General features: G+C 46.4%; 17 protein-coding genes. 7 read left to right on the top strand and 10 right to left on the bottom strand.

From position 1 onward, the window contains the following. Positions 1-12 precede the first annotated feature (12 nt). From nirB to F3I09_RS08910, 7 genes are all read left to right on the top strand, one after another. Positions 13-2,517 (top strand): nitrite reductase large subunit NirB, encoded by a 2,505-nt coding sequence (gene nirB, locus F3I09_RS08880; RefSeq protein WP_149694679.1) that lies wholly within the window; start codon positions 13-15, stop codon positions 2,515-2,517. Between the two features lie 44 nt (positions 2,518-2,561). Beyond that, a complete protein-coding gene (nirD, locus tag F3I09_RS08885) occupies positions 2,562-2,930 on the top strand; it encodes a nitrite reductase small subunit NirD (RefSeq protein ID WP_149694680.1) in 369 nt (122 codons plus the stop codon). Between the two features lie 60 nt (positions 2,931-2,990). Continuing rightward, entirely contained in the window at positions 2,991-4,346 is a 1,356-nt protein-coding gene (locus F3I09_RS08890) for an alginate export family protein (RefSeq protein ID WP_223233184.1), read from the top strand. An 87-nt stretch (positions 4,347-4,433) separates the two neighbouring features. Beyond that, the gene (locus F3I09_RS08895; protein ID WP_223233185.1) at positions 4,434-5,681 is read left to right on the top strand and encodes an MFS transporter; all 1,248 of its coding nucleotides are present in this window, start codon (positions 4,434-4,436) and stop codon (positions 5,679-5,681) included. 2 nt (positions 5,682-5,683) lie between these two features. Continuing rightward, positions 5,684-9,241 carry a nitrate reductase gene (locus tag F3I09_RS08900; protein ID WP_149694682.1) on the top strand — a complete coding sequence of 1,186 codons (3,558 nt, stop codon included), beginning with the start codon at positions 5,684-5,686 and terminating at the stop codon, positions 9,239-9,241. A 2-nt stretch (positions 9,242-9,243) separates the two neighbouring features. Next, the gene (locus F3I09_RS08905; protein WP_149694683.1) at positions 9,244-10,725 is read left to right on the top strand and encodes a rubredoxin; all 1,482 of its coding nucleotides are present in this window, start codon (positions 9,244-9,246) and stop codon (positions 10,723-10,725) included. A gap of 158 nt (positions 10,726-10,883) precedes the next feature. Continuing rightward, positions 10,884-12,371 (top strand): malate:quinone oxidoreductase, encoded by a 1,488-nt coding sequence (locus tag F3I09_RS08910; RefSeq protein ID WP_149694684.1) that lies wholly within the window; start codon positions 10,884-10,886, stop codon positions 12,369-12,371. Positions 12,372-12,479: 108 nt separating this feature from the next. Here F3I09_RS08910 and F3I09_RS08915 read toward each other — a convergent pair whose 3' ends face one another. The 10 genes from F3I09_RS08915 to F3I09_RS08960 form a co-directional block, all read right to left on the bottom strand. Next, positions 12,480-13,166 (bottom strand): hypothetical protein, encoded by a 687-nt coding sequence (locus F3I09_RS08915; protein ID WP_149694685.1) that lies wholly within the window; start codon positions 13,164-13,166, stop codon positions 12,480-12,482. 134 nt (positions 13,167-13,300) lie between these two features. Further along, entirely contained in the window at positions 13,301-14,686 is a 1,386-nt protein-coding gene (locus F3I09_RS08920; protein ID WP_149694686.1) for an undecaprenyl-phosphate glucose phosphotransferase, read from the bottom strand. 22 nt (positions 14,687-14,708) lie between these two features. After that, entirely contained in the window at positions 14,709-15,959 is a 1,251-nt protein-coding gene (locus F3I09_RS08925; RefSeq protein ID WP_149694687.1) for a WcaI family glycosyltransferase, read from the bottom strand. 27 nt (positions 15,960-15,986) lie between these two features. Then, complete coding sequence (locus F3I09_RS08930; RefSeq protein ID WP_149694688.1) at positions 15,987-16,553, bottom strand: WcaF family extracellular polysaccharide biosynthesis acetyltransferase; 567 nt, start codon at positions 16,551-16,553, stop codon at positions 15,987-15,989. A 5-nt stretch (positions 16,554-16,558) separates the two neighbouring features. Beyond that, on the bottom strand, positions 16,559-17,020 hold the full coding sequence (locus F3I09_RS08935) for a VanZ family protein (protein ID WP_149694689.1): 462 nt from the start codon (positions 17,018-17,020) through the stop codon (positions 16,559-16,561). Then, a complete protein-coding gene (locus F3I09_RS08940) occupies positions 17,017-17,883 on the bottom strand; it encodes a glycosyltransferase family 2 protein (RefSeq protein WP_149694690.1) in 867 nt (288 codons plus the stop codon). Before F3I09_RS08940 ends, F3I09_RS08935 begins: the two co-directional genes overlap by 4 nt. 6 nt (positions 17,884-17,889) lie before the next feature. Beyond that, positions 17,890-19,017: an XrtY-associated glycosyltransferase XYAG1 gene (locus F3I09_RS08945; protein WP_149694691.1), complete on the bottom strand. Its 1,128-nt coding sequence runs from the start codon at positions 19,015-19,017 to the stop codon at positions 17,890-17,892. A gap of 47 nt (positions 19,018-19,064) precedes the next feature. Beyond that, positions 19,065-19,727 (bottom strand): acyltransferase, encoded by a 663-nt coding sequence (locus tag F3I09_RS08950; RefSeq protein ID WP_149694692.1) that lies wholly within the window; start codon positions 19,725-19,727, stop codon positions 19,065-19,067. A gap of 11 nt (positions 19,728-19,738) precedes the next feature. Further along, positions 19,739-20,869 (bottom strand): glycosyltransferase family 1 protein, encoded by a 1,131-nt coding sequence (locus tag F3I09_RS08955; RefSeq protein ID WP_149694693.1) that lies wholly within the window; start codon positions 20,867-20,869, stop codon positions 19,739-19,741. A gap of 24 nt (positions 20,870-20,893) precedes the next feature. Beyond that, positions 20,894-21,901, bottom strand: coding sequence for an acyltransferase family protein (locus F3I09_RS08960; RefSeq protein ID WP_188133740.1), 1,008 nt, complete (start codon positions 21,899-21,901; stop codon positions 20,894-20,896). Positions 21,902-21,935 lie beyond the last annotated feature (34 nt).

Genomic DNA, 21,935 nt, shown 5'->3' on the forward strand with positions numbered 1-21,935 from the left:
AAATCTTTGGCAATGAAAATTGTAATTATAGGCAATGGCATGGTTAGCTACAAGTTTTGCGAGAAAATAATCTCCAAATTGTCAGCCCAGGCTGCTGAGATCGTAGTTTTTGGAGAAGAACCCCGCCCTGCCTACGACCGTGTGCATTTAAGTGAATTTTTTGCCGGCAAAACAGCAGACGACCTTTTAATGGCTCCCGCTGACTGGTATGCCTCTAACCATATTACACTCCACCTCGGCGATCCTGTTCAGCAGATCGACCGTAATACTAAAACAGTTCACTCATATAAAGGTATTACAGAAGCATATGATTATCTGGTCATTGCCACAGGCTCTTCCGCTTTTGTACCCCCTATCCCTGGTGTGGACAAAAAAGGCGTATTTATTTACCGTACTATAGAGGACCTGGAGTTGATGCGTGATTATGCCCCCAAAGCGAAAAGAGGGGTGGTGATCGGCGGAGGCCTGCTGGGTCTGGAAGCAGCTAAAGCGCTGCTGGACCTCGGCATCTCTGATACACACGTAATAGAGTTTGCTCCAAGGCTCATGCCCAGGCAGATCGATGAAAGCGGTTCCCGCATCCTGGAACAGCAGTTGAAACAGCTTGGTTTACAAGTACATACTAATAAGAATACCAGCGAAGTAATAGGTGAGGATACCATCACCGGCTTACAGTTTGCCGATGAAAGCATCCTGGAGGCTGATATGCTGGTAATATCTGCCGGTATCAAACCACGGGATGAACTCGCTAAACTGAGTGGCCTGGAAACCGGTCACCGGGGTGGTATTGTGGTGAACGAATACCTGCAAACCACTGATCCTGAGATATATGCTATCGGTGAATGCGCCCTCTATCATGGTATGATCTACGGGCTGGTAGCGCCAGGATATGAAATGGCGGAAGTGGTAGCTACTCATATTGCTGGTGAGGCGCAACAGAAAACCTTCACCGGTTTTGACATGAGCACTAAACTGAAACTGATCGGTGTGGACGTGGCCAGCTTCGGTGATCCTTTTGTACCGGCAGAAACCAGCCGGAGTATCGTGTTTGAAGATACCATGAAGGGGGTTTATAAACGTATCAGCATCACCAATGACGGAAAGTACCTCTTAGGCGGTATCCTGATCGGAGATGCGGACGCATATAATATGTTACTACAGACGTCCAAAAACAAGGTAATCCTCCCTCCTAACCCGGAAGACGTACTGCTGGGCGCCCGTGGTGGCAGCCAGGAGGCTGGTCCGGGCGTACTGGGTTTACCGGATGATGCCATCATCTGTAGCTGCGAAAGCGTGAGCAAAGGCGCCATCTGTACTGCGGTAGAAGCGGGCAATGAAACACTGGACGCCGTTAAGAAATGCACAAAGGCGGGCACCTGCTGTGGTGGTTGTACCCCAATGGTGAAAGATCTCATTACCGGCACCATGAAGGCCCAGGGTAAATATATCCGTAATGTTATCTGCGAGCACTTTGCTTACTCCCGCCAGGAACTCTATGACCTTATCCGCATCAAAGATGTACGCTCTTTTGATGAGGCGCTGGACCACTATGGTCATGGCGATGGCTGCGAAGTATGCAAACCTGTTGTTGCCTCCATCATGGCCAGCCTCTGGAATGATATGATCCTGGACAAAGGGAATGATGTTGTACAGGATTCCAATGACCGTTTCCTGGCCAATATCCAGAAGGGTGGTACCTATTCCGTAGTGCCCCGCATCCCCGGAGGAGAGATCACTCCCGCAAAACTGTTGGTCATTGCACAGGTGGCCCTGAAATATAATCTGTATACCAAGATCACCGGCGGACAACGTATCGATCTTTTCGGCGCTCACCTGAGCGACCTCCCGGATATCTGGGAAGAACTGATCGCTGCAGGTTTCGAAAGCGGCCATGCCTATGGAAAGGCCCTGCGTACAGTTAAAAGCTGTGTGGGTTCCACCTGGTGCCGCTTCGGGCTGCACGATAGCGTGAGCTTTGCTATACAGATAGAAGAACGCTACCGCGGTCTCCGTGCTCCGCACAAGATCAAATCCGCCGTATCCGGTTGTATCCGTGAATGCGCAGAGGCGCAGTCAAAAGACTTCGGCATCATTGCCACAGAAAAAGGCTGGAACCTTTATGTAGGTGGTAATGGTGGTTCCAAACCACAGCACGCCATTTTACTGGCGGCTGATCTGGACAGCGAAACCTGTATCCGTTACATAGACCGTTTCCTGATGTTCTACATCAAGACCGCCGATCCGCTGACCCGTACCGCTACATGGCTGAATAAGCTGGACGGTGGCATCACCTACCTGCGTAACGTATTGGTAAATGACAGCCTGGGAATAGCAGAAGAACTGGAAAAAGAAATGCAGGCCCTTGTAGATAAATATAAATGCGAGTGGAAGGAAGTAGTAGATAATCCTGAACTGCGCAAGCGCTTTAATCACTTTGTGAATGCGCCGGGAGCAAAAGATCCGACTGTAAAATTTGACACAATGCGCGAACAGAAGAAAGCCGCAGAATGGAAATAATTGCCCGGCTCATTAAAAGACACTCATCAATAAACAGATAACTTATGTCCACCGCCATTAGCACAAACACAACCGTAGAATGGTTCTATGCCTGTAATGTGATAGACGTTCCGCCAAACGGAGGAGTATGCGTGAAATATGATGATGTACAAATTGCATTGTTCCGTTTCGCCAGGCGCGATGCCTGGTACGCTACCCAGAACATGTGCCCTCACCGTCAGCAGATGGCCCTCAGCCGCGGCATGACAGGCACACATGACGGCGAGCCTAAAGTGGCTTGTCCGTTCCATAAAAAAACATTCTCTCTCGAAGACGGCCGTTGCCTGTCAGACGAGACAGAATGCTCCCTCACCACCTACCCTGTCAGGGTCGAAAATGAAAAGGTGTACATAGGGATCATGCAGGAAGCATAATATCAGCATCAGCAGAGAGCGGGAATATCTCTTATTGCTCACATTATCAACCAAGACTGCATGAAACGTTTATTCTCAGCAGGTTTCTTTTACCTGCTCTGCATGTTTTTTTTCCGTCCGTCAGCGCATGCGCAATTTACGCTGGGCGCTCAACTCCGAACACGCACCGAATTAAAGGACGGCCAGGGGGCTCCACTGCCGCAAGGCGCTACCCCTGCATTTTTTACCTCCCAACGCAGTCGCCTGTTTGCAGGCTTCAGTGGCTACCGTTTTAAGCTGGGATTGACAGTACAGGACGTCCGGATATGGGGACAGGACGTATCCACCATTAACAAGGTCACTACACAGGAAAACAATGGACTGCTATTGCACGAAGCCTGGGCCGAAATTATGCTGCTGGACACAGTAGTAAAGAACAAAAGCCTGAGTCTCAAAATCGGCAGGCAGGAACTACTTTATGACGACAGCCGCCTGCTGGGAAACCTGGACTGGGCGCAACAAGGCCGCCGGCACGATGCAGCGGTGCTGAAGTATGAAACAGGACCATATACTTTACATCTGGGTGCTGCTTTCAACCAGAATAAAGAAAATGCAGCCGGTACGGTTTATAATCCTACTCCCCCGGGAAATTACACTACTACCACAAATGGTGGTACCATGTATAAAAGCCTGGAATATCTGTATGGCGCGAGGAAACTATCTGCAGGAACTATCTCTTTCTTATTCCTGGCCGACCAGTTCTCCAAATTCCATCCAGACAGCACAGGTGTTAAGATCTGGGACAAGGGCGCACATACACGCATGACGACCGGGCTATATTTTCTTAATACGTTCAATAAGCTGACGCTTACCGCAGCAGGATATTACCAGTTCGGAAAGAACGCCAATGCACAGGAGCTCAGCGCCGGATTACTGTCTGCCGCTTTTCAATACCAGCTGTGCAAGTCCTTCAGCGCCGGTCTGGGAGCTGATTATACCACCGGTGGCGTCAGTACAACAGGCAAGAGCCATGCATTCGATCCGCTGTATGGTACACCGCATAAATTCTGGGGATATATGGATTACTTCTATGTGGCCAGTGGCTTCGGTAACCGGGGCTTGCAGGACTACTACCTGAAGACAAAATATAAGGCGGGATCAAAGTTTCAGATGACCGGAGATGTACATGAGTTTTACAGTGCAAGTGATGTAGTGGTGAACGGGGCTTCACTCAGCCGGAAATTCGGCACTGAAGCTGACCTGGTGGCAACGTACTCTATGACAAAGGTGATATCTTTTGAAGCAGGGTACAGTCACTTCTGGAATACAGCTTCACTGACTTCATCCGCAGTTAAGAATATCTCCAATGCACAAAGCAACAGTAACTGGGCATATTTGTCAGTTAATATCAGACCGGAGATGATCTTTAATAAGTAAACAATATTATTCACCAGGATCTTTTTCAACATGAATACTCAACAACCTCTTAATAAACTTCCTCTCTTTTCACTGAACTCGGTGCAGATGCGTACATTTCACACCACCTGGCTGATGTTCTTTGTTTGTTTCTTCGGCTGGTTCGGTCTGGCGCCGCTGATGCCTACCATCAGGGAAGACCTTGGGCTGACGAAATCACAGGTGGGTAATATTATTATTGCATCTGTTTCCAGTACTATTATCGCACGACTGATCATCGGTAAGTTGTGCGATACCTGGGGACCACGCAAAACTGCCATACGACTGTTAATAGCAGGTTCTCTGCCGGTATTTCTTGTAGGACTGGCACATGATTATACAACCTTCTTATTGTTCCGTCTTGCTATCGGCGTGATAGGCGCTTCTTTCGTAATAACACAGTTCCATACATCCATGATGTTTGCAGCGAATATAAAAGGTACTGCCAATGCCGTTACCGGCGGATGGGGTAACCTCGGCGGTGGTGTGACCAATATGGTAATGCCGCTCATCTTCGCGGCCATTGTAGGATTCGGATATACCAAACAGGAAGCATGGCGTTTTGCGATGATCGTACCGGGAGTAATGATGCTGATAGTAGCCTGGATGTATCATCGTTTCACCAAAGACACCCCTGCAGGCAATTTCGATGAGATAGACCGTAGCAATAGTGTTAAAACTAAGACCGACTGGACAATACTGGGCGACTGGCGCATATGGGCACTGACAATGGCTTACGGTATGTGTTTCGGTATGGAGATCACCTTTGATAATGTCGCTTCCTTACACTTCGTTGATACCTTTCATTTATCACAGAGCAGCGCTGGTTTCTGGGCGGGCATCTTTGGTTTCATGAACATTTTTGCAAGAGCGCTGGGCGGTATCATATCAGATAAAGTAGGCGCCAAGAGAGGCATGAAGGGAAAAGGTATTCTGCTGGCAATTGTATTACTGCTGGAAGGTATCGGACTGCTGCTGTTTGCACAGGCAGGTTCCCTGGCACTGGCTATCATATCCATGCTCAGCTTCGCGCTGTTCCTGAAAATGGCCAATGGCGCCACCTATGGTATTGTACCTTTTATCAATGAAAAAAATGTAGGGCTGGTAAGTGGTATTGTAGGTGCTGGTGGTAACCTGGGAGGTATGCTGTTCGGCTTCCTTTTCAAGTCTGAAAGCATCACTTATGTAGAAGCATTTACTTATATCGGTTATATCGTGATAGCTGTATCATTTATAGTGATGATCACAAGATTCATTAAGAAACCTGCTACAGAAACGGCCACCTCAACTGCCGGGAATGTAGCATTTGCAGAATAACAATGACAGGCAATCATCAACATAGTAAACTCCCTGCGGGCAGTTATCGTAGCACCTGCTGCTATTGCGGTGTAGGTTGCGGTATTATTGTACACAGGGACAGGCAGGGAAAACTCAGCGTGGAAGGAGACAAAGACCATCCGGTGAACAAGGGCATGCTTTGCTCGAAAGGCATGAACCTGCATTACACCGTGATGGACACATCAGACAGGCTTTATTACCCAGAAATGCGCTACCACCGGCATATGCCACGGCAGCGTGTTTCCTGGGATCAGGCACTGGAGCGTACAGCTGCAGTGTTCAGCCAGATGATAGCGCAGTATGGCCCTGAATCTGTAGCCTTCTACGCTTCCGGTCAATGCCTGACGGAAGAATATTATGTGGTGAATAAACTGATCAAAGGATTCATTGGCAGTAACAACATAGACACAAACTCGCGTTTGTGTATGAGCAGCGCAGTAGCTGCCTATAAACTGTCACTGGGTGAGGATAGCGTGCCTGGAAATTATGATGATATAGAACAGACAGATTGCATATTCGTAGCCGGTGCCAATCCGGCCTGGTGTCACCCGATACTGTGGCGCAGGATAGAAGCTGCCAAAGCGAAGAACCCAGACCTGAAGATCATTGTGAGCGATCCGCGTGTGACGCAGAGCTGCGCGATAGCAGATATTCATCTGCAACTGATGCCAGGTACGGATATCGTACTGCATCACGCTATTGGCAGACTGCTGATAGAAGCCGGTCATACCGATCACAATTTTATTCAGCAACACACAGAAGGTTTTGCGAAATACCGGGATACTGTCATGCAGCGCAGCATTAGCAGCGCGGCAACAGTATGCGGTATTTCGGAAGACCTGATCTATGAAGCAGCTGCCATGATCGGACAGGCAAAAGGGTTTATGACGATGTGGACAATGGGATTGAACCAGAGCGCTGTAGGCGTAAACAAAAACCTGAGCCTTATCAATCTCAACCTCATCACCGGGAAGATCGGGAAACCCGGTTGCGGGCCATTCTCCCTGACCGGTCAGCCCAATGCCATGGGTGGACGGGAAGTAGGTGGCCTGTCCAATATGCTGCCTGCACATCGTGTGCTGGACAACCCTGCACACCGGAAAGAAGTACAGGAATTCTGGGGTGGTACTGCTATCTCTGATAAGCCGGGACTGACTGCTACCGAGATGTTTGAAGCATTAAATGACGGCCGGCTGAAAGCGATCTGGATCATGTGCACTAATCCGCTGGTGAGCCTCCCTGACGCACGTATGGCCGAAGCGGCTTTGCAGAAGGCGAAGTTTGTTGTTGTACAGGAAATATCTTCAAAGCCTGAAACATTACGTTATGCAGATGTGGTGCTTCCTGCTGCCGCATGGACAGAAAAGGAAGGCACCATGACCAATGCAGAAAGACGTATCACTTATCTGCAAAAGATAAATGATGCTCCCGGAGAAGCATTACCAGATGCAGAGATCATCTGCCGCTTTGCAAAAAAAATGGGATATCAGGGGTTTGACTATGATAGCCCTGCTGCAATATATGCAGAACATTGCCGGCTGACCACAGGGACCAATATCGACGTGAGTGGCGTTAGCTATGAGTTGTTAAAGGAAAAAAGATCTTTACAATGGCCATATCCTGCCGGTGGTACAGATCATGGTACACCAAGACTATTTACTGATCATAAATTTTATACCGCATCTACTAAAGCGATTATTCATTCTTTTCCTGATGATAACCGGTCAGCGCCACCTGATCCGGCGTGGCCACTTATCCTTACTACTGGCCGCATCCGCGACCAGTGGCATACCATGAGCAAGACCGGTAAAGTCAGCAAACTGAAACAACATATTCCGGCGCCGCTACTGGAAATCCATCCGGAAGATGCGATGGATAGAGATATCAGTGAAGGAGACATTGTGGAAATCTTCAGTGAGAACGGCGTTGTGCGCGTAAAAGCACAATTAAGCAAATCCATCAAAAAAGGGGTGGTTTTCCTCCCCATGCACTGGGGTAAAATACTTGACAATGACCTGAACCGCGCCAACAATCTTACCAACCGGCTGGTAGATAAGATCTCCAAACAACCGGACCTGAAGTATACCGCCGTGCAGGTAAAGCTATACCAGAAGCCGGCCCAGAAGATTGTTATCATTGGCGCAGGTGCAGGCGCCTGTGGATTTGTAAAGGCTTATCGTGAAATAAACGCTACTGATACCATTACGGTATTTAGTAAAGAAGATCAGCCTTTTTATAACCGGGTGATGTTACCCGATTACATCAGTGGCACCCAGCAATGGGCACAACTGGTGAAGATGACAGACGAAGAAGAAAACAGGCTGGACATTACCCTGCACAGAGGCGTGAGTGTTAATGAAATAGATCGTGAGCAGAAAACGGTAACAGACAGTAATGGCAATATACACGCATATGATGTATTGATCCTTGCCATGGGTAGCCGTGCGGCCACCCTCAGGGACACTCCCCCGCTGGAGGGCATCTTTACCATGCGTAACCGGCGTGATGCAGATGCATTCGTCAGGCATATAGACCCGGCAGCAGGAAAAGTGATGATTGTTGGCGGCGGACTGCTGGGTATTGAATTAGCTGCTTCACTAAGAGAAATGGATATAGACGTGGCTGTAATACAACGCACGTCTAAACTGATGGATCGACAGCTGGATGCCCTGGGCAGCCAGCTGTTATTTGAAGAGCTGACAGACCGCGGGATTGAGATCCTGTATAACGATGAAATAGAGCGATTTACCGGTCTGAGCAAACTTGATGGCATACGCTTGAAAAGCGGCAGGCATGTGGCCTGTCAGGCTGTCGTTATGTCGATAGGTACTGTGCCGAATATCGAACTGGCACGCGCTACTCACCTGCTTTGCAAAAGAGGTGTGGTGGTAAATGAATACCTGCAGACCAGTGATTCCAGCATCTTTGCCATCGGAGAGATTGCAGAGTTCAATGGCACACTGTATGGTATTACAGCAGCAGCAGAGCAACAGGCAGCTGTAGTAGCCCGTTACCTGGCCGGCGATCTGACAGGTTATTATGAAGGATCTTTGTTTATGAATATCCTCAAGATGCACGGTACAGATCTATGTTCGCTGGGTATGATAGAAACACCTGATGATCCTGCATATGAAGAGGTGGTATTCATTGATAAGTCAAAGCGCTACTACAAGAAGTGCGTTATCCATAACGACCGGCTGGTAGGCGCTATCCTGATCGGTGACAAATCAGAGTTCCTGGAATTCAGGGACCTGATCTCCAATAAAATAGAGTTATCTGAAAAAAGGCTGGAACTATTGCGTTCAGGCAAGAAAGCCACCCCTGTGATCGGCAAACTTGTGTGTAGTTGTGGAAGTGTGGGAGAAGGCAATATCTGTGAGAAAATAAAAGAAGGCGCCACCACCCTGGAGAGTGTATGCCAGGCGTCGGGCGCAGGAATGGGATGCGGCAGCTGCCGCCCGGAGATAAAAGCCATATTGGAGAAGGAACTGCCTACCGGTAAGAAGGAAGAGGCAGTATTTATCATGCAAGCAGTTTAATCATGATCAGACATTCGCAGACAGTGGGCATCAATTTTACGGGAGGGATCGTCTCTCCCGGACAACTGCTGACCATTCTGGATATAGCGGCAGCAGCCAGGGTAACCCAGGTAAAATTCGGCTTAAGACAACAGCTGCTGATAGAGGTACCCGGTAAATATTGGGAACAATTTGAAGAAGATTGCGCCCGCCAGCAGATCGTGTTCCATGCTTACGGCACTGCGCCCAATATCACCAGCTCTTATCCTGCAGCTGGCATTTTCCTTAGTGACAGCTGGTTAACTGAAGGTCTCTACAAGGACGTATTTGCGCTATTTGATTATACACCTGCCCTGAAGGTGAATATCTGCGACAGTAAACAAACATTTACACCTTTCTTCTCCGGACATATTAACTGGATAGCGGCAGGAGCTGCGCATTACTGGCATCTGTTCATCCGCTTTCCTAAAAGCAGCCGTCTTTTTGCATGGCCGGACCTGGTCTATACGAACAGTATCGGGCAGCTGAGTCAATGTATCGAGTCTATAGTCTATGAGCGTCCATTCATCAGTAACGACGAATTATATGCACTTGTTAAGGGCAGGCTGGAATACACCTGCCGCCCGGTAACAGCCGAGCTGGAGCTGCCGCCTTTCCATCTGCCCTATTATGAAGGTTTCAACCGGCATGAGAATCATTACTGGCTGGGTATCTACCGCCGGGATGAGGAGTTTCCTGTAGCATTCCTGCAGAACCTCTGTAAGATCTGCCTGGAAACCCGGACAGGACAACTGTACGCCACTTCTTGGAAATCTCTCATCATCAGGAATATAGCGCCTGAACACAGAAGGCTGTGGGACTATATTCTCGGTAAATACGGAATCAATGTAAGGCATGCAGCCAATGAACTGAACTGGCATGTGGAAGATAACAGTGAAGATGCCCTGATCATTAAAAGGCATATCATCCGGCATTTTGATAATGCCGATGTCAGGACCTACGGATTGTGTTTCAGTATCCGGATCAATCCGGGAAACAACTGTTTCGGTTCCGTTGTGATCAGCAAACAGGAAAGCAAAACCAAAAGTCGCCTGAAAGGTCACCAGCGCTTTGACATTCTTTATACGCAGGATTTTAACCCGAATTCGGGCACTTTACTACCCTATCGGACAGGAGTAGCCAAAGAGCACCTCGGCCCCTATATCACGTCCCTTTGCCGTGAATTTTACGAGAACAGTGCTGTTACTGATCCCCTGCTGAATTATGTAGCTGGTCAGCAGACAGTTATCACTACCACCCAGCCAGAGAAAGAGGTACATCAATGTACCCGCTGCCTGACTGTTTATGATGAATCCATTGGCGATCCGGGCCAGGATATTGCTCCTGGCACTTCCTTTCATGATCTGCCGGAACAATACTGCTGCTCACTCTGCGAGGCTCCCCTATCCGACTTCATACCTGTTACAGCAACATCCCTCGGATGGCTGGCCGGAGCACAGGATTAACAATATATTTGCATTTTTCGCATATGCACTACAGCAGGTAGTTACAGTGAAAATTGGCGTTATTTTATCATAAAAAGCCATAATACATACACTAAAACGTTATAGAACTATTGTTTTTCGTATTATTTTTGCAGCGCAAATCGCGTAAATAAATTAATATGTCTCCTAAATCGGCGCCTGACATCGTTTTAATCGGTGCGGGCATAATGAGTGCAACGCTTGGTGTATTGTTGAAAGAATTACAACCGGAACTGACCATTGAGATATTCGAAAGACTGGATATCATTGCAGGAGAAAGTTCGGATGCATGGAATAACGCAGGTACAGGACATTCTGCTTTCTGTGAACTCAACTATACCCCCGAAAAGGCAAATGGTAGCATTGAGATCGGTAAAGCCATCAAAATTGCCGAGTCATTTGAAGTATCCAAGGAATTCTGGTCTTTCCTCGTACAGGAAGGTTGCATTAAATCCCCGGAGACATTTATACAAAGCGTTCCTCACATGAGCTTTGTATGGGGTGAGAACAACGTTCAATATCTGAAAAAACGCCAGCAGATGCTGGAAAGCAATAATTTATTCAAGGGTATGGAGTACTCAGAAGATCCTGCCGTCCTGAAACAATGGATCCCATTGGTGATGGAAGGAAGAGACGCTTCTGAAAAAGTAGCGGCTACCCGTATGGAAGTGGGTACCGATATCAACTTCGGCGCCCTCACCCGTGCGCTCATCAACTACCTGCAACAGCAGGAAGGCGTACATGTACACCTGAAACACGAAGTACGCGACATTGAAAGAGAAGAAGATGGCAGGTGGTATCTGAAGGTGAAAAACCTGGAGACAGGTAAGAAAAGAAAGCTGCATACAAGATTTGTATTCATAGGCGCCGGTGGTGGTTCTCTGCCGCTGCTGGTAAAATCAGACATTCCTGAAGGCAAGGGCTTCGGCGGCTTCCCCGTAAGCGGCCAGTGGCTGGTCTGCAAAAATCCGGCAGTTGTTGAAAGACATGCCGCGAAAGTTTATGGTAAGGCTTCCGTGGGTGCACCTCCTATGTCTGTGCCTCACCTGGATACACGTATGATAGATGGTCAAAAGGCCCTCCTGTTCGGACCTTATGCCGGCTTCTCCACCAAGTTCCTGAAAAATGGTTCCTGGCTCGATCTGCCCAGGTCTATTAAGTTCAATAATATCCGTCCTATGCTGGCTGCCGGCCTGGATAACCTTCCGCTGACCAAATACCTGATTGACCAGGTGCGTCAGTCGCCGGAAGAAAGACTGGAAGCCCTGCAGGAATTCCTGCCGGAAGCAAAGATAGAAGACTGGGAACTGGAAGTAGCAGGACAACGTGTACAGGTGATCAAAAAAGACCCTGAGCATGGCGGTATCCTGGAATTCGGTACTGAGGTGGTAAGTGCAGCAGATGGTTCTATCGCAGCCCTGTTAGGCGCTTCTCCGGGAGCTTCCACTGCGGTATCCATTATGTTGGAATTGCTGCAACGCTGCTTCCCTAAAATGCTGGCAACACCAGCATGGCAGTCCAAGCTGAGACAGATGATCCCTTCTTATGGACAGAAACTGGCTGACGACTCTATTCTGCTGGAACAGGTAAGGACATGGTCAAATGCTGTACTCGAATTGAAGAAATAAGCGAAGTTTACATACAGGCTATAAAAAAGAATAGGGGATATGGAAATATCCCCTTTTGTTTTAACCTTATCTTATTGTTTCTAAGAGACGTGTTTCAGGCTGTAAGACTTATGCCTTACAGGGTATTTTCACCAGCACCACCACATTCTTCTCCGGTTCCGCCAGTATTTCAAAACTGCCGTCATGTAAGGCGGCGAAATACGACATCATATGACATATCGGCTGGTGGAATATTTCGTTATCTCCTTTTTCTGATGACTTGAAAGGAGACGAAAAGATATAATTCGCATAAAAGGTTCCCTTTATTTCAAAGTATCCGGGCTCAAAACTAAATACCATCTTCGGTATCTGATGGGTGGTTGAGTGCCGCATCATCCAGAAAAAAAGGTTCAGGATCAACTGTCGCATCACTGACTCGTCAATGTTAGCCTCCACAGGTATTTTACTATGCTGTAATTCAACGGCGGGAGACAGTAGATTGTTGTATGGCTCTTCACGTACCAGTTGTCCCAAAAAAAAATGTAAGTTGGTCATCTTTCGCTTCAGCTGGAAGGTTTTGTCCAGCATATGCTGTATGATCCGAATATTCTGCAGCTGGAAATCAAGCTCTATCACCTGCGATTTAATCGATTCTGCCTGACGGGTGATCTTGTTTCCCATCGCTTTCCCGTCGTACAGTACTATGAGTTCAACACTTGAAAGAATGCTTGCTACAATAGATTTCAATTCGTGAAAGATGTCTTCTATTAGCCGGCTGTCATCAAGGAAATTTTGTGCTGACACAGAACTTTTCATGTAACGCTGTTTACAGGCATCCCTGAAGTTGACCCCGGCGTACCCTGACTACCGGAGTGTAAAAATAACACTTAAGGCGATCTCTTTTCTATTAACATTCCTACTAATACGAGTAAAATATGCTATAGGAAATGTTAAAATGCGTTCTTATCGCCTTTTATTGTATTAAATACAGTTAAAAATATGATTCGCAGATCGAGATACACTGACCAGTTTTCCATGTACCAGATATCATGTTCTATACGTTTACGCAAATGCAGTTCATCAGTGATCTCACCGCGATACCCGTTCACCTGTGCCCAGCCTGTGATACCAGGTTTCAGGAAATGACGGATCATATATTTCTGAATGATAGCAGAATATTCTTCTGTATGTTTCAGCATATGTGGACGTGGACCTACGATAGACATATCGCCCATGAACACATTGAAGAACTGCGGCATCTCATCCAGATTTGTCTTACGCAATATACGCCCGATCTTCGTAAAACGACGGTCATTCCTTGTAGCCTGTTTGGAGTTTGCGTCATTATTCACATACATACTTCTGAACTTCAGGCATCGGAAGGTCTCATTGTTACGTCCGGTACGGTGCTGAACAAAGAATATGGGGCCTCTCGATTCCAGCTTCACCAGCAGTGCCAGCAAGGGTATCAGCCAGCTCAGAATGAAAAGCATCACAGCGCCGCTGAACACAATATCAAAAATACGCTTCCTCAACCGGTTGGCAATATCATCCAGCGGCTCCGCCCTCAATGATATGATAGGTATATTGTCCAGGTAGTCCACATATATCTGGCGATTCACAAACATCTTGAAGTCAGGCACAAAGCGGAAACGGATAAAATGACGTTCTGCTTCATGCGCCAGCGTATACAGATATGGGAACTGCTCAGGCGATAATGTAGAGTAAATCTCCCTGATATTATTGGACTGTGCATATGGAATACAATCCTCCAGCGTGCCTATTACCGGGTATAAGGACAGTTCATGCACATTGCTGTATTCCTCAAAATAACCCTCAAAACGCAGATTACTTTTGCGGCCGATAAAATTGTCCACCAGTTGTTTTGAAAGCTCATTATAGCCCACAATTACCACTTTACGCTCAATCTCCTTACGATGAATGATATAGTTAGTAAGCATATAAAAGAAGAGCCTGTCCAGCAGCACGACCAGTATGAACAATGTCATATAGGTCACGATAAAGATCCTGTTAAAAGCTTCCTTATTCAGGAATACAAAGGCCAGCAGCAACAGCAGGTATAACATGATACTCTGCAGCAGCTTTTTGATGATCCTCTCCACAGACATCTGCTGGCTCATAAAATAAATACCTGTTGTATACAGCGCAACAATCCATGCGATATTTGAAGCCAGCAGGAAAGTGTCTCTGTTCACGCTTACCGGCACACCATACTGCTGCAGCCAGTAAAGCGTAAAAAAGAAGAAGGCATTGAGGCAAATAAAATCCAGCACAAGGATCTGGATGCTGCATATTTTAAGATATCGGTCCAACATATAAAGTAAGGTTCAAATGATGTTAACTAACTACTACGGCTTCTTCAAAACGTGACATTATTTTTCCTACAGACAGATGTGTTTCTGCATACACACGTCCGTTCCTTGCTATTTCTGAGGCATTGTCCTGCATAGCCCTGACGATACCATCAGTAAGCGCCTGCTGATCTTCTGCTTTCACCAGTATGCCCATATTATGTTTGCTTACCAGTTCATGCAGGCTCGTTCCGCTATTCGCAGTGATCAGCGCCAATCCTCCTACTGACAGGATAGTGGTCAGTTTAGATGGCATTACCAGGTCGCTTGCATTCCCTTTTTGTATCACCAGGTGTACATCGGCCATATTGAGGAAATGATTGAACTTCTCGAACGGCTGCAGCGGGAAGAAGATAACATTATTAAGTTCTCTTGACTCCGCCTCTGCCTTTAGTTTCTCCTTGTAAGGACCCGAGCCGCAGATCAGGAATTTCAGCTGTTTATCATCTTTCAGTGTTTCAGCAGTATTCAGAATAGCTTCCAGTCCCTGTTTCTCTCCTATCGCACCGGAGTACAGTACGATCCTGTCATTGACGTCAAAGCCATATTCTGCCTTCAGTGATGCACGATTTTCAATGGGATGGAACAGGGTGACGTCCACCCAGTTCGGGAAGAAGAAAATATCCTTGCCGGCTTTCTCCTGTATCTTCCGCATCATACCATCAGATATACTACTCACCATATCCGCATGTTTGAAGATATAGCGCTCCAGTCCGAACAATGCTTTGATGAGTTTTGGAGACCTGATCATATTCAGATCACGCGCGGCTTCTATCTGCATATCCTGTATGTGATAGAGGAACTTCGCACCTTTGAACTTCTTGTACAATACAGCCAGTAATCCCAGATGAAAAGGCGGCACCACCGTAATCACCACATCAAACTTTTTACGGGGCAGCAGTTGCAGTATTTTAAAAAAGGCAGATACCGCAAAAGAGAAGTCCAGCATGATACGCGTCTTACCGGAAGGTTTTGCAGGCACGTACTGCGGACAACGATATACAGTGATCTTTCCTCCCTGTCCGTTACCTTCTTCAAACACTTCTTTCTTATACCAGTTCTTGTTCTTGTCGTATGGAGGCTGCACCTTCCACTCCGGATAATAAGGATAACTGGTGATGACGGTACAATCGTATCCCTGGGCTGCCAGCCATTTGATCATTTCACCATTGTACTTACCTATTCCGGTGGGTTCCGGTGAGAAATTACCTCCAATCAATAGTAATCGCTTGGACATACCGCTATATAGATTTCTGTTTTTTTATTATCTCCATCTCTCTGACACAAAAGCCAGTGGATTGCCTTTAAAAATACCGTTCTGCGCTACTGAGGCAGTCACGACAGAACCTGCTGTGATCACTGTATCCGTGCCCACAGTAACACCTGGCCCGATGAATACGCAGGCTCCCACCCAGCATCCATCCATCAGCGTAATAGGAGCATTACGGTAAGGCATGGCAGGATGCCTGAAATTGTGATTGCCTCCACAGAGGAACGCACGTTGTGATACACATACGTTATTGCCTATCACCAATTGTTCGAAATTGAGCAAATAAGCTTCTTCACCCAGCCATACATCATTGCCTATCTCCAGTTTCCAGGGGAAATGGATGTTCACTCTTGGTTTGATCACCACACCACTTCCTACTTTGGCTCCGAACAGGCGCAGTAATCTGGCCTTAACTCCGGAGGGCACAGGAAAGGCTGTCAGAAAGAACAGCATTTTGACAATGTACCAGCTGGTTTCCTTTAATTTACCAGCGCCGCGGTCCAGGCCCTCAGAGGCTTTGAAGTCTTTTAAGCGGACCTGTGACAGATAAAAGTTATCCATTGCTATCAGGAATTATTATCAACAAGTACTACATCTTTTTTTACCAGATAACGGTATGTGCAAATCCCCAGGTAAGCCCCCAGTGTGTTCAGCAGGATATCATCAGCATCGTAAACACCGATCATAAAGGCCAGCTGCAACAACTCAATGCACAGGCTGAAAAAGAATGCAGTGATTATTACTCTAAATTTATTGGCAGGTGTTCCTGACAATGCATCTCCAAAGAAGCCGAACGGCATGAACAATATGATATTGCCCAACAAATTCAGCAGAAAAAAAAACCAGTGTCTGATGGAATGACCGGCTTCAATAATGAACCCATAAGTACTCTTCAGCGGCACCCATCTCGGTGTAGCATAATGCTCACCGGCACTCCTTGTTGGCTCAAGGAAAACGACATACAACAATGCAGCTATATAGATGATCATTGCCACTACGACCATACGCCTCTTTACTCTCAATATCATCCCTGTCTTAACCTGTTATTGCGTTTTAATTCATACATCTTGGCATCTACCAGGAAGCGGTACCAGAATCCCTGCAGGAAATGCCATACAAGCCCTGCGCCTCCATCCAGAAAACCTAAGCGTATAAAATAGCGGTAAATAAAATAAATGAATGGACGTACGAACAAGGGTATCTTACTATATACTTTCTCCTTGATCCATCGCTTACGGGAAGATTGCTCTCCACTCAGAGATACATCCACATTATTCTCAGATGTTGTTCCTTTCTCTATATCCAGCAGATCCTGCACTTCACGTGAAGCATAGTTATTCTGCTTATGCGTCCACCAGGTGAGGTCGTTCAGATTATGATCCACCATATCATGCTCGAAGGCTTCTGTTTCTCCTTTCTCCAATACAACGTGTTCATCCATGGCACGCTCTTCCAGCCTGCCTGTTCCTGTACGCCAGATGCGCAGCAGACGGTGCGGATAAAAGCCACCGCGCTTCATCCACTTATCCATGAATATCACACGGCGTTTGATGATATAACCTCCTGTCTCCGGCTTTGCCAGTGGCAGTTTGGTATTGATCTCATCTATCAGTTCATCCAGCAGGTATTCATCACAATCCATACGCATCGTCCATGTCGTATTGATATTGCAATTGTCCAGTGCCCAGTTGAACTGGTCAGAGTGATTGCCCGGCCATGCCCTTTGGACAACCCTGGCGCCCAGTGCAGTCGCTATTTCAACAGTGCGGTCAGTAGACATGCTATCGATGATGATGATGTTATCTGATACGCGCTTCAGGTTCTGAATACAACGGGTAATATGTTTTTCCTCGTTATAACTGAGGATGATAACTGTTAAAGAATTAGACACCCTGATTTATTTTGACTTATACAATTCAATATACTTGTTCACCAGCCGGCTTCTGTCGAAGTCACGCTGCATCAGTGCCGGTGCAGCTGCTGACATGGCCGGCAACCTGTCCTTCTCTGCATATACCTGCTCCAGTATTTCCTTTATATTTTCAGGATCAATACCAGAGATCCAGCCCAGCTCATTATCACTGATGTAAGTGCTTAATCCCACCATATTACTGATTAATACAGGCGTACCCATAGCAAGGGATTCTATAACAATGTTGGCGAAATTCTCATTGTAAGAGGTCAGCACCATCACATCATGGTCACGTAGCAATTTGAACTTGGCATCACCATATACCGGACCTACCCAGGTGATATGTTGCTCAATACCATATTCACGTGTCAGTGCTTTCAACTGCTCCAGGTAATCTTCTTTATAAGGACCGGCAATGGTCAGTTCATAAGGGAATGTTACCATGCTAAGTCCCTTGAACAACAACTCCAGCCCTTTCTTCGGATCTATCCTGCTCAGGAAAACAAACCTGATCTTCTGTTGAACAGTCTTAGGTGCTACCGGCCCTCCGGGCACAGTAACAAAGTTGAAGATCTCTGCTACCTGTGATGCAGGATACATTTTCTTTATCTCATGTACTTCTGCAAGGGATGTAGCGTGAAACTTCACTTTAGATAAAAGCGGATCACCGACAACCTTCTGGATGATCTTCTTCTGGAAATTGTGATTTGTCTCCAGGATATAATCACTCAGCATGCCCCTGGGAGAAACTACGGGACGCACTCTTCTCACATAACAAACCAGCAGCGTGAAGATGCTTACGAGATTCCACCAGGAATGGATATGTACGGCATCATACTTTCTTATATTCCTGTACAGATAACTGATAAGTCCTGGTGAGAAATGCGTATGATCTTTTGTTAAACGTTTAAAGTAGATTGTATCCACTCCATCCACTTGCTGTACTACGCCATCCTGTACATTCAGTTCCTCTTTTCCGTTGGCAGTTGTAGTTACTACAGTCACCTTATGTCCCTCTGCCACCAACTGTTCGCACAGCGCTGAACTCGAATAGATAGGGCCGCCGTATACGTAAGCAGGTTTATAAGAAGGGATTACATGAAGGATGTTCATCTTTTACGCTCTTTTTAACAATTTGTCGGTTAATGTTACAGTACTTCTTAATAGACGAATCCATCTACTCTGTTAAAGTATTTCGCGTCTTTATCAATATCACTCACTGCTTTTGCAGGAACGCCGGCATATAGTTTCCATTCCTCATCGAATGGCTTATTCAGTAAAGACTTTGCACCCAGCACAGAATAACTGGGTAACACCGCCCCGCCAAGGATCGCTACGTTCGTACCTACAAAGGTGTATTCACCGATTACTATAGGTGCGCTATCCTGACGGTTCTCATATACATTAATAGAGTGTGTAAGTAATTGTGACTGGTATCCGGCGATGGTGGTGAATTTTCCTATCGTAATAGAATTAGTGCAGTCTATATGATGATTTTTGGTGATAGCTGCCCACTCTCCCATGATCAGTTCCGCCCTGCGCTCCGGCTGGTGACGAAAATGTTTAGAGTTGGTATTGGTAGCAAATCCTGTCACCCAGTTCCCCCTGCCTATTTTAGCATGTTCGCTCATCTGCATCAGGTCGAGGTTCACAGCTACAGTAAGATGATCAATACGGCTGTTCTTTTCCATGATCAGCTTCCCGGGGAATACCCATGCCAGTCCTATGCGTGCAGTGGGATGAATTTTATATTTAAACCAGCTTTGTAATGCCAGGCGTTTTAAGCGCCACGGTAAACACACTGTAATCAGTTTTAGGATCATCTGCTGATATATTAGTTCTTTGAATACATGGATAAATACGCCTTAATCATGATATCAGGAGAGAAACGTTTTACATTACCAAAACCCTGGTTAATTATAGCGTCTTTGGTTGTTTTGTCAGATAATTTGAGGAACTCAGTAGCGAATGCCTGTGGCTGATGAGGATCTGCATGCAGTGCCACTCCTCCGCTTACTTCAGGCATAGGTTCAATACTGCTGGCAACAACAGCCGCTCCACAAGCTTGTGCTTCTATCACCGGCCATCCGAAGCCCTCAGAAAAGGAAGGAAAAATAAACGCGTAACAGGAACTGTATAATGCCTTTAATATGGCATGCGGTGGCTTTTTCACTGATACCAGCCTGTCCTGCAATCCCAGTTTTACAGCATGTGCATATAATGATTCTTCTATTTCATTGCCGGCATAACAGATCTTTCCTTTGTATTTATCGCCCAGTACATGCACCATATCCAGCAGCATCTTCCTGTTCTTGCGCTGCAGTTTGGAACCGATATGCAGAATATAAGGTTCATCTGCTGTCAGGCCCGTATCTTTTAGCAAGGCATCACTTTCTGCTTTGGCTACAGGGGAAAAGTCCCCATTGAAACCATTATGAATCACCTCCCAGCTGGATTCGTCCTTTCCCTTTCCTGCAGCCAGTTCTTTCAGCTGGTTCAGTGTGAGATGAGATACACAAGCGATCTTTTTTGCACTGATCAGGTTGGAGAGTATCCACTCCTGCATCACCTTACCAAAAGAAGATGCAGGACAATAAGCGTCTGCATGTCCTCTGGCGCCCCTGATGGCTAATACATCATGACAGGTAATGATGGTACGCTGCTTTGGCAGGTGTTTGAGATAAAAAGCATTGGAATGATCACAGATATGATACTGTGTATCCTTTGGTCTGAAAGCATTTTTAAGACGAAGTACTAAGGGAAATAATATCCACTTGTCCACATATCCGAACCACTTACCGATCCCACCGGAAGTAGCTTTAAAAAAAGATCCGAAGCACACGGTTGGCCGCCAGATCTCAGTTGTATGTCCCGCGTTGTTTAAACCACTTTCCAGCATGCGGGAAAACCGTTCCATACTTTCCTGCCTGTCCTTCCGATAATTTCCTACTAAAACAATTCGCATATATATTGTCTGAATATTTATCTGCTATACCGTTGCTAATTTCTCCCGTCTGAAAACCTTTTTAAAGTCAGGCAGAGAGCCCATAAAAAGCGCACGTCCTATGGCAAAACTGTTCAGGAGATAGTATCCTCCCATTGATACGGCCAATGCTATAAAGAATCGTGCCAGAGGATTCAAAATGGAAAATTGTTCCAGCGCAATAAACTGTACCGGCTGATGCAGGTACATAATCACCATTGACGCAGTTCCGAACTCATTGAATGGCTTGCTGGCAAAGGAACTCACCGCAATGATCTTTGCTATTTCTATCAGGCACACCACCACCACCAGGCTGGAGAACAATGTAACAAAAGGAATACCATAACTGCCTGTCTTCATGTCGTACGTATTGGCAGGATTATAATAAGTGAATACAATCACTGCTGCCAGCAGTACAAAAAACACCCATTTATATTTTCCCGGCTCGCCCTCCATACCTTTATACAGATAGCCCATGTAAAAGATGGGTAAGGCAGCGAATACAACGTCCGCATTCCATGGCAGTCCCGGAAAATGAGGCAAGAATTTATTGATAGCATAACTGATCACAAGGCTTGCGAACATCAGCAAACCAATGATCTTTTTACTCACTTTGTTTACCAGGAAATTCATCAACTGCTGCACCAGGAAGAAGCAGGTCACATACCAGAACACAGCTGTCCATCCTATCAGGAAGCGGCCTCCCAGCAAAGGCCTTACAAGACCTTTGGCGATCGTTTCCCTGCCTGTCAGTATCTCCTTGATCTCATATGGCACGTAGATCAGGCAAAGGAATGCCACATAAGGCACCAGTAAATGAAATGATTTTTTGGTGAGATATTCTTTCCAGTCGGCAGAAGGTTTAAATAAAAAACCACCTATAAAAAAGAATAAGGGCATATGAAAAAGGAACAGGTATCTGGCGATGCTGTTAGGGAATATATGCCCCGCCACTACGGTTAAAATACCGATGCCTTTTAAGGTATCGACCCATCCTATTCTGGAGGTATTCATAGTATTACTCATGGTGTAAAGTAGCATAGCGGCC

The organism is Chitinophaga sp. CF418 (assembly GCF_900142925.1).
GTDB lineage: Bacteria > Bacteroidota > Bacteroidia > Chitinophagales > Chitinophagaceae > Chitinophaga.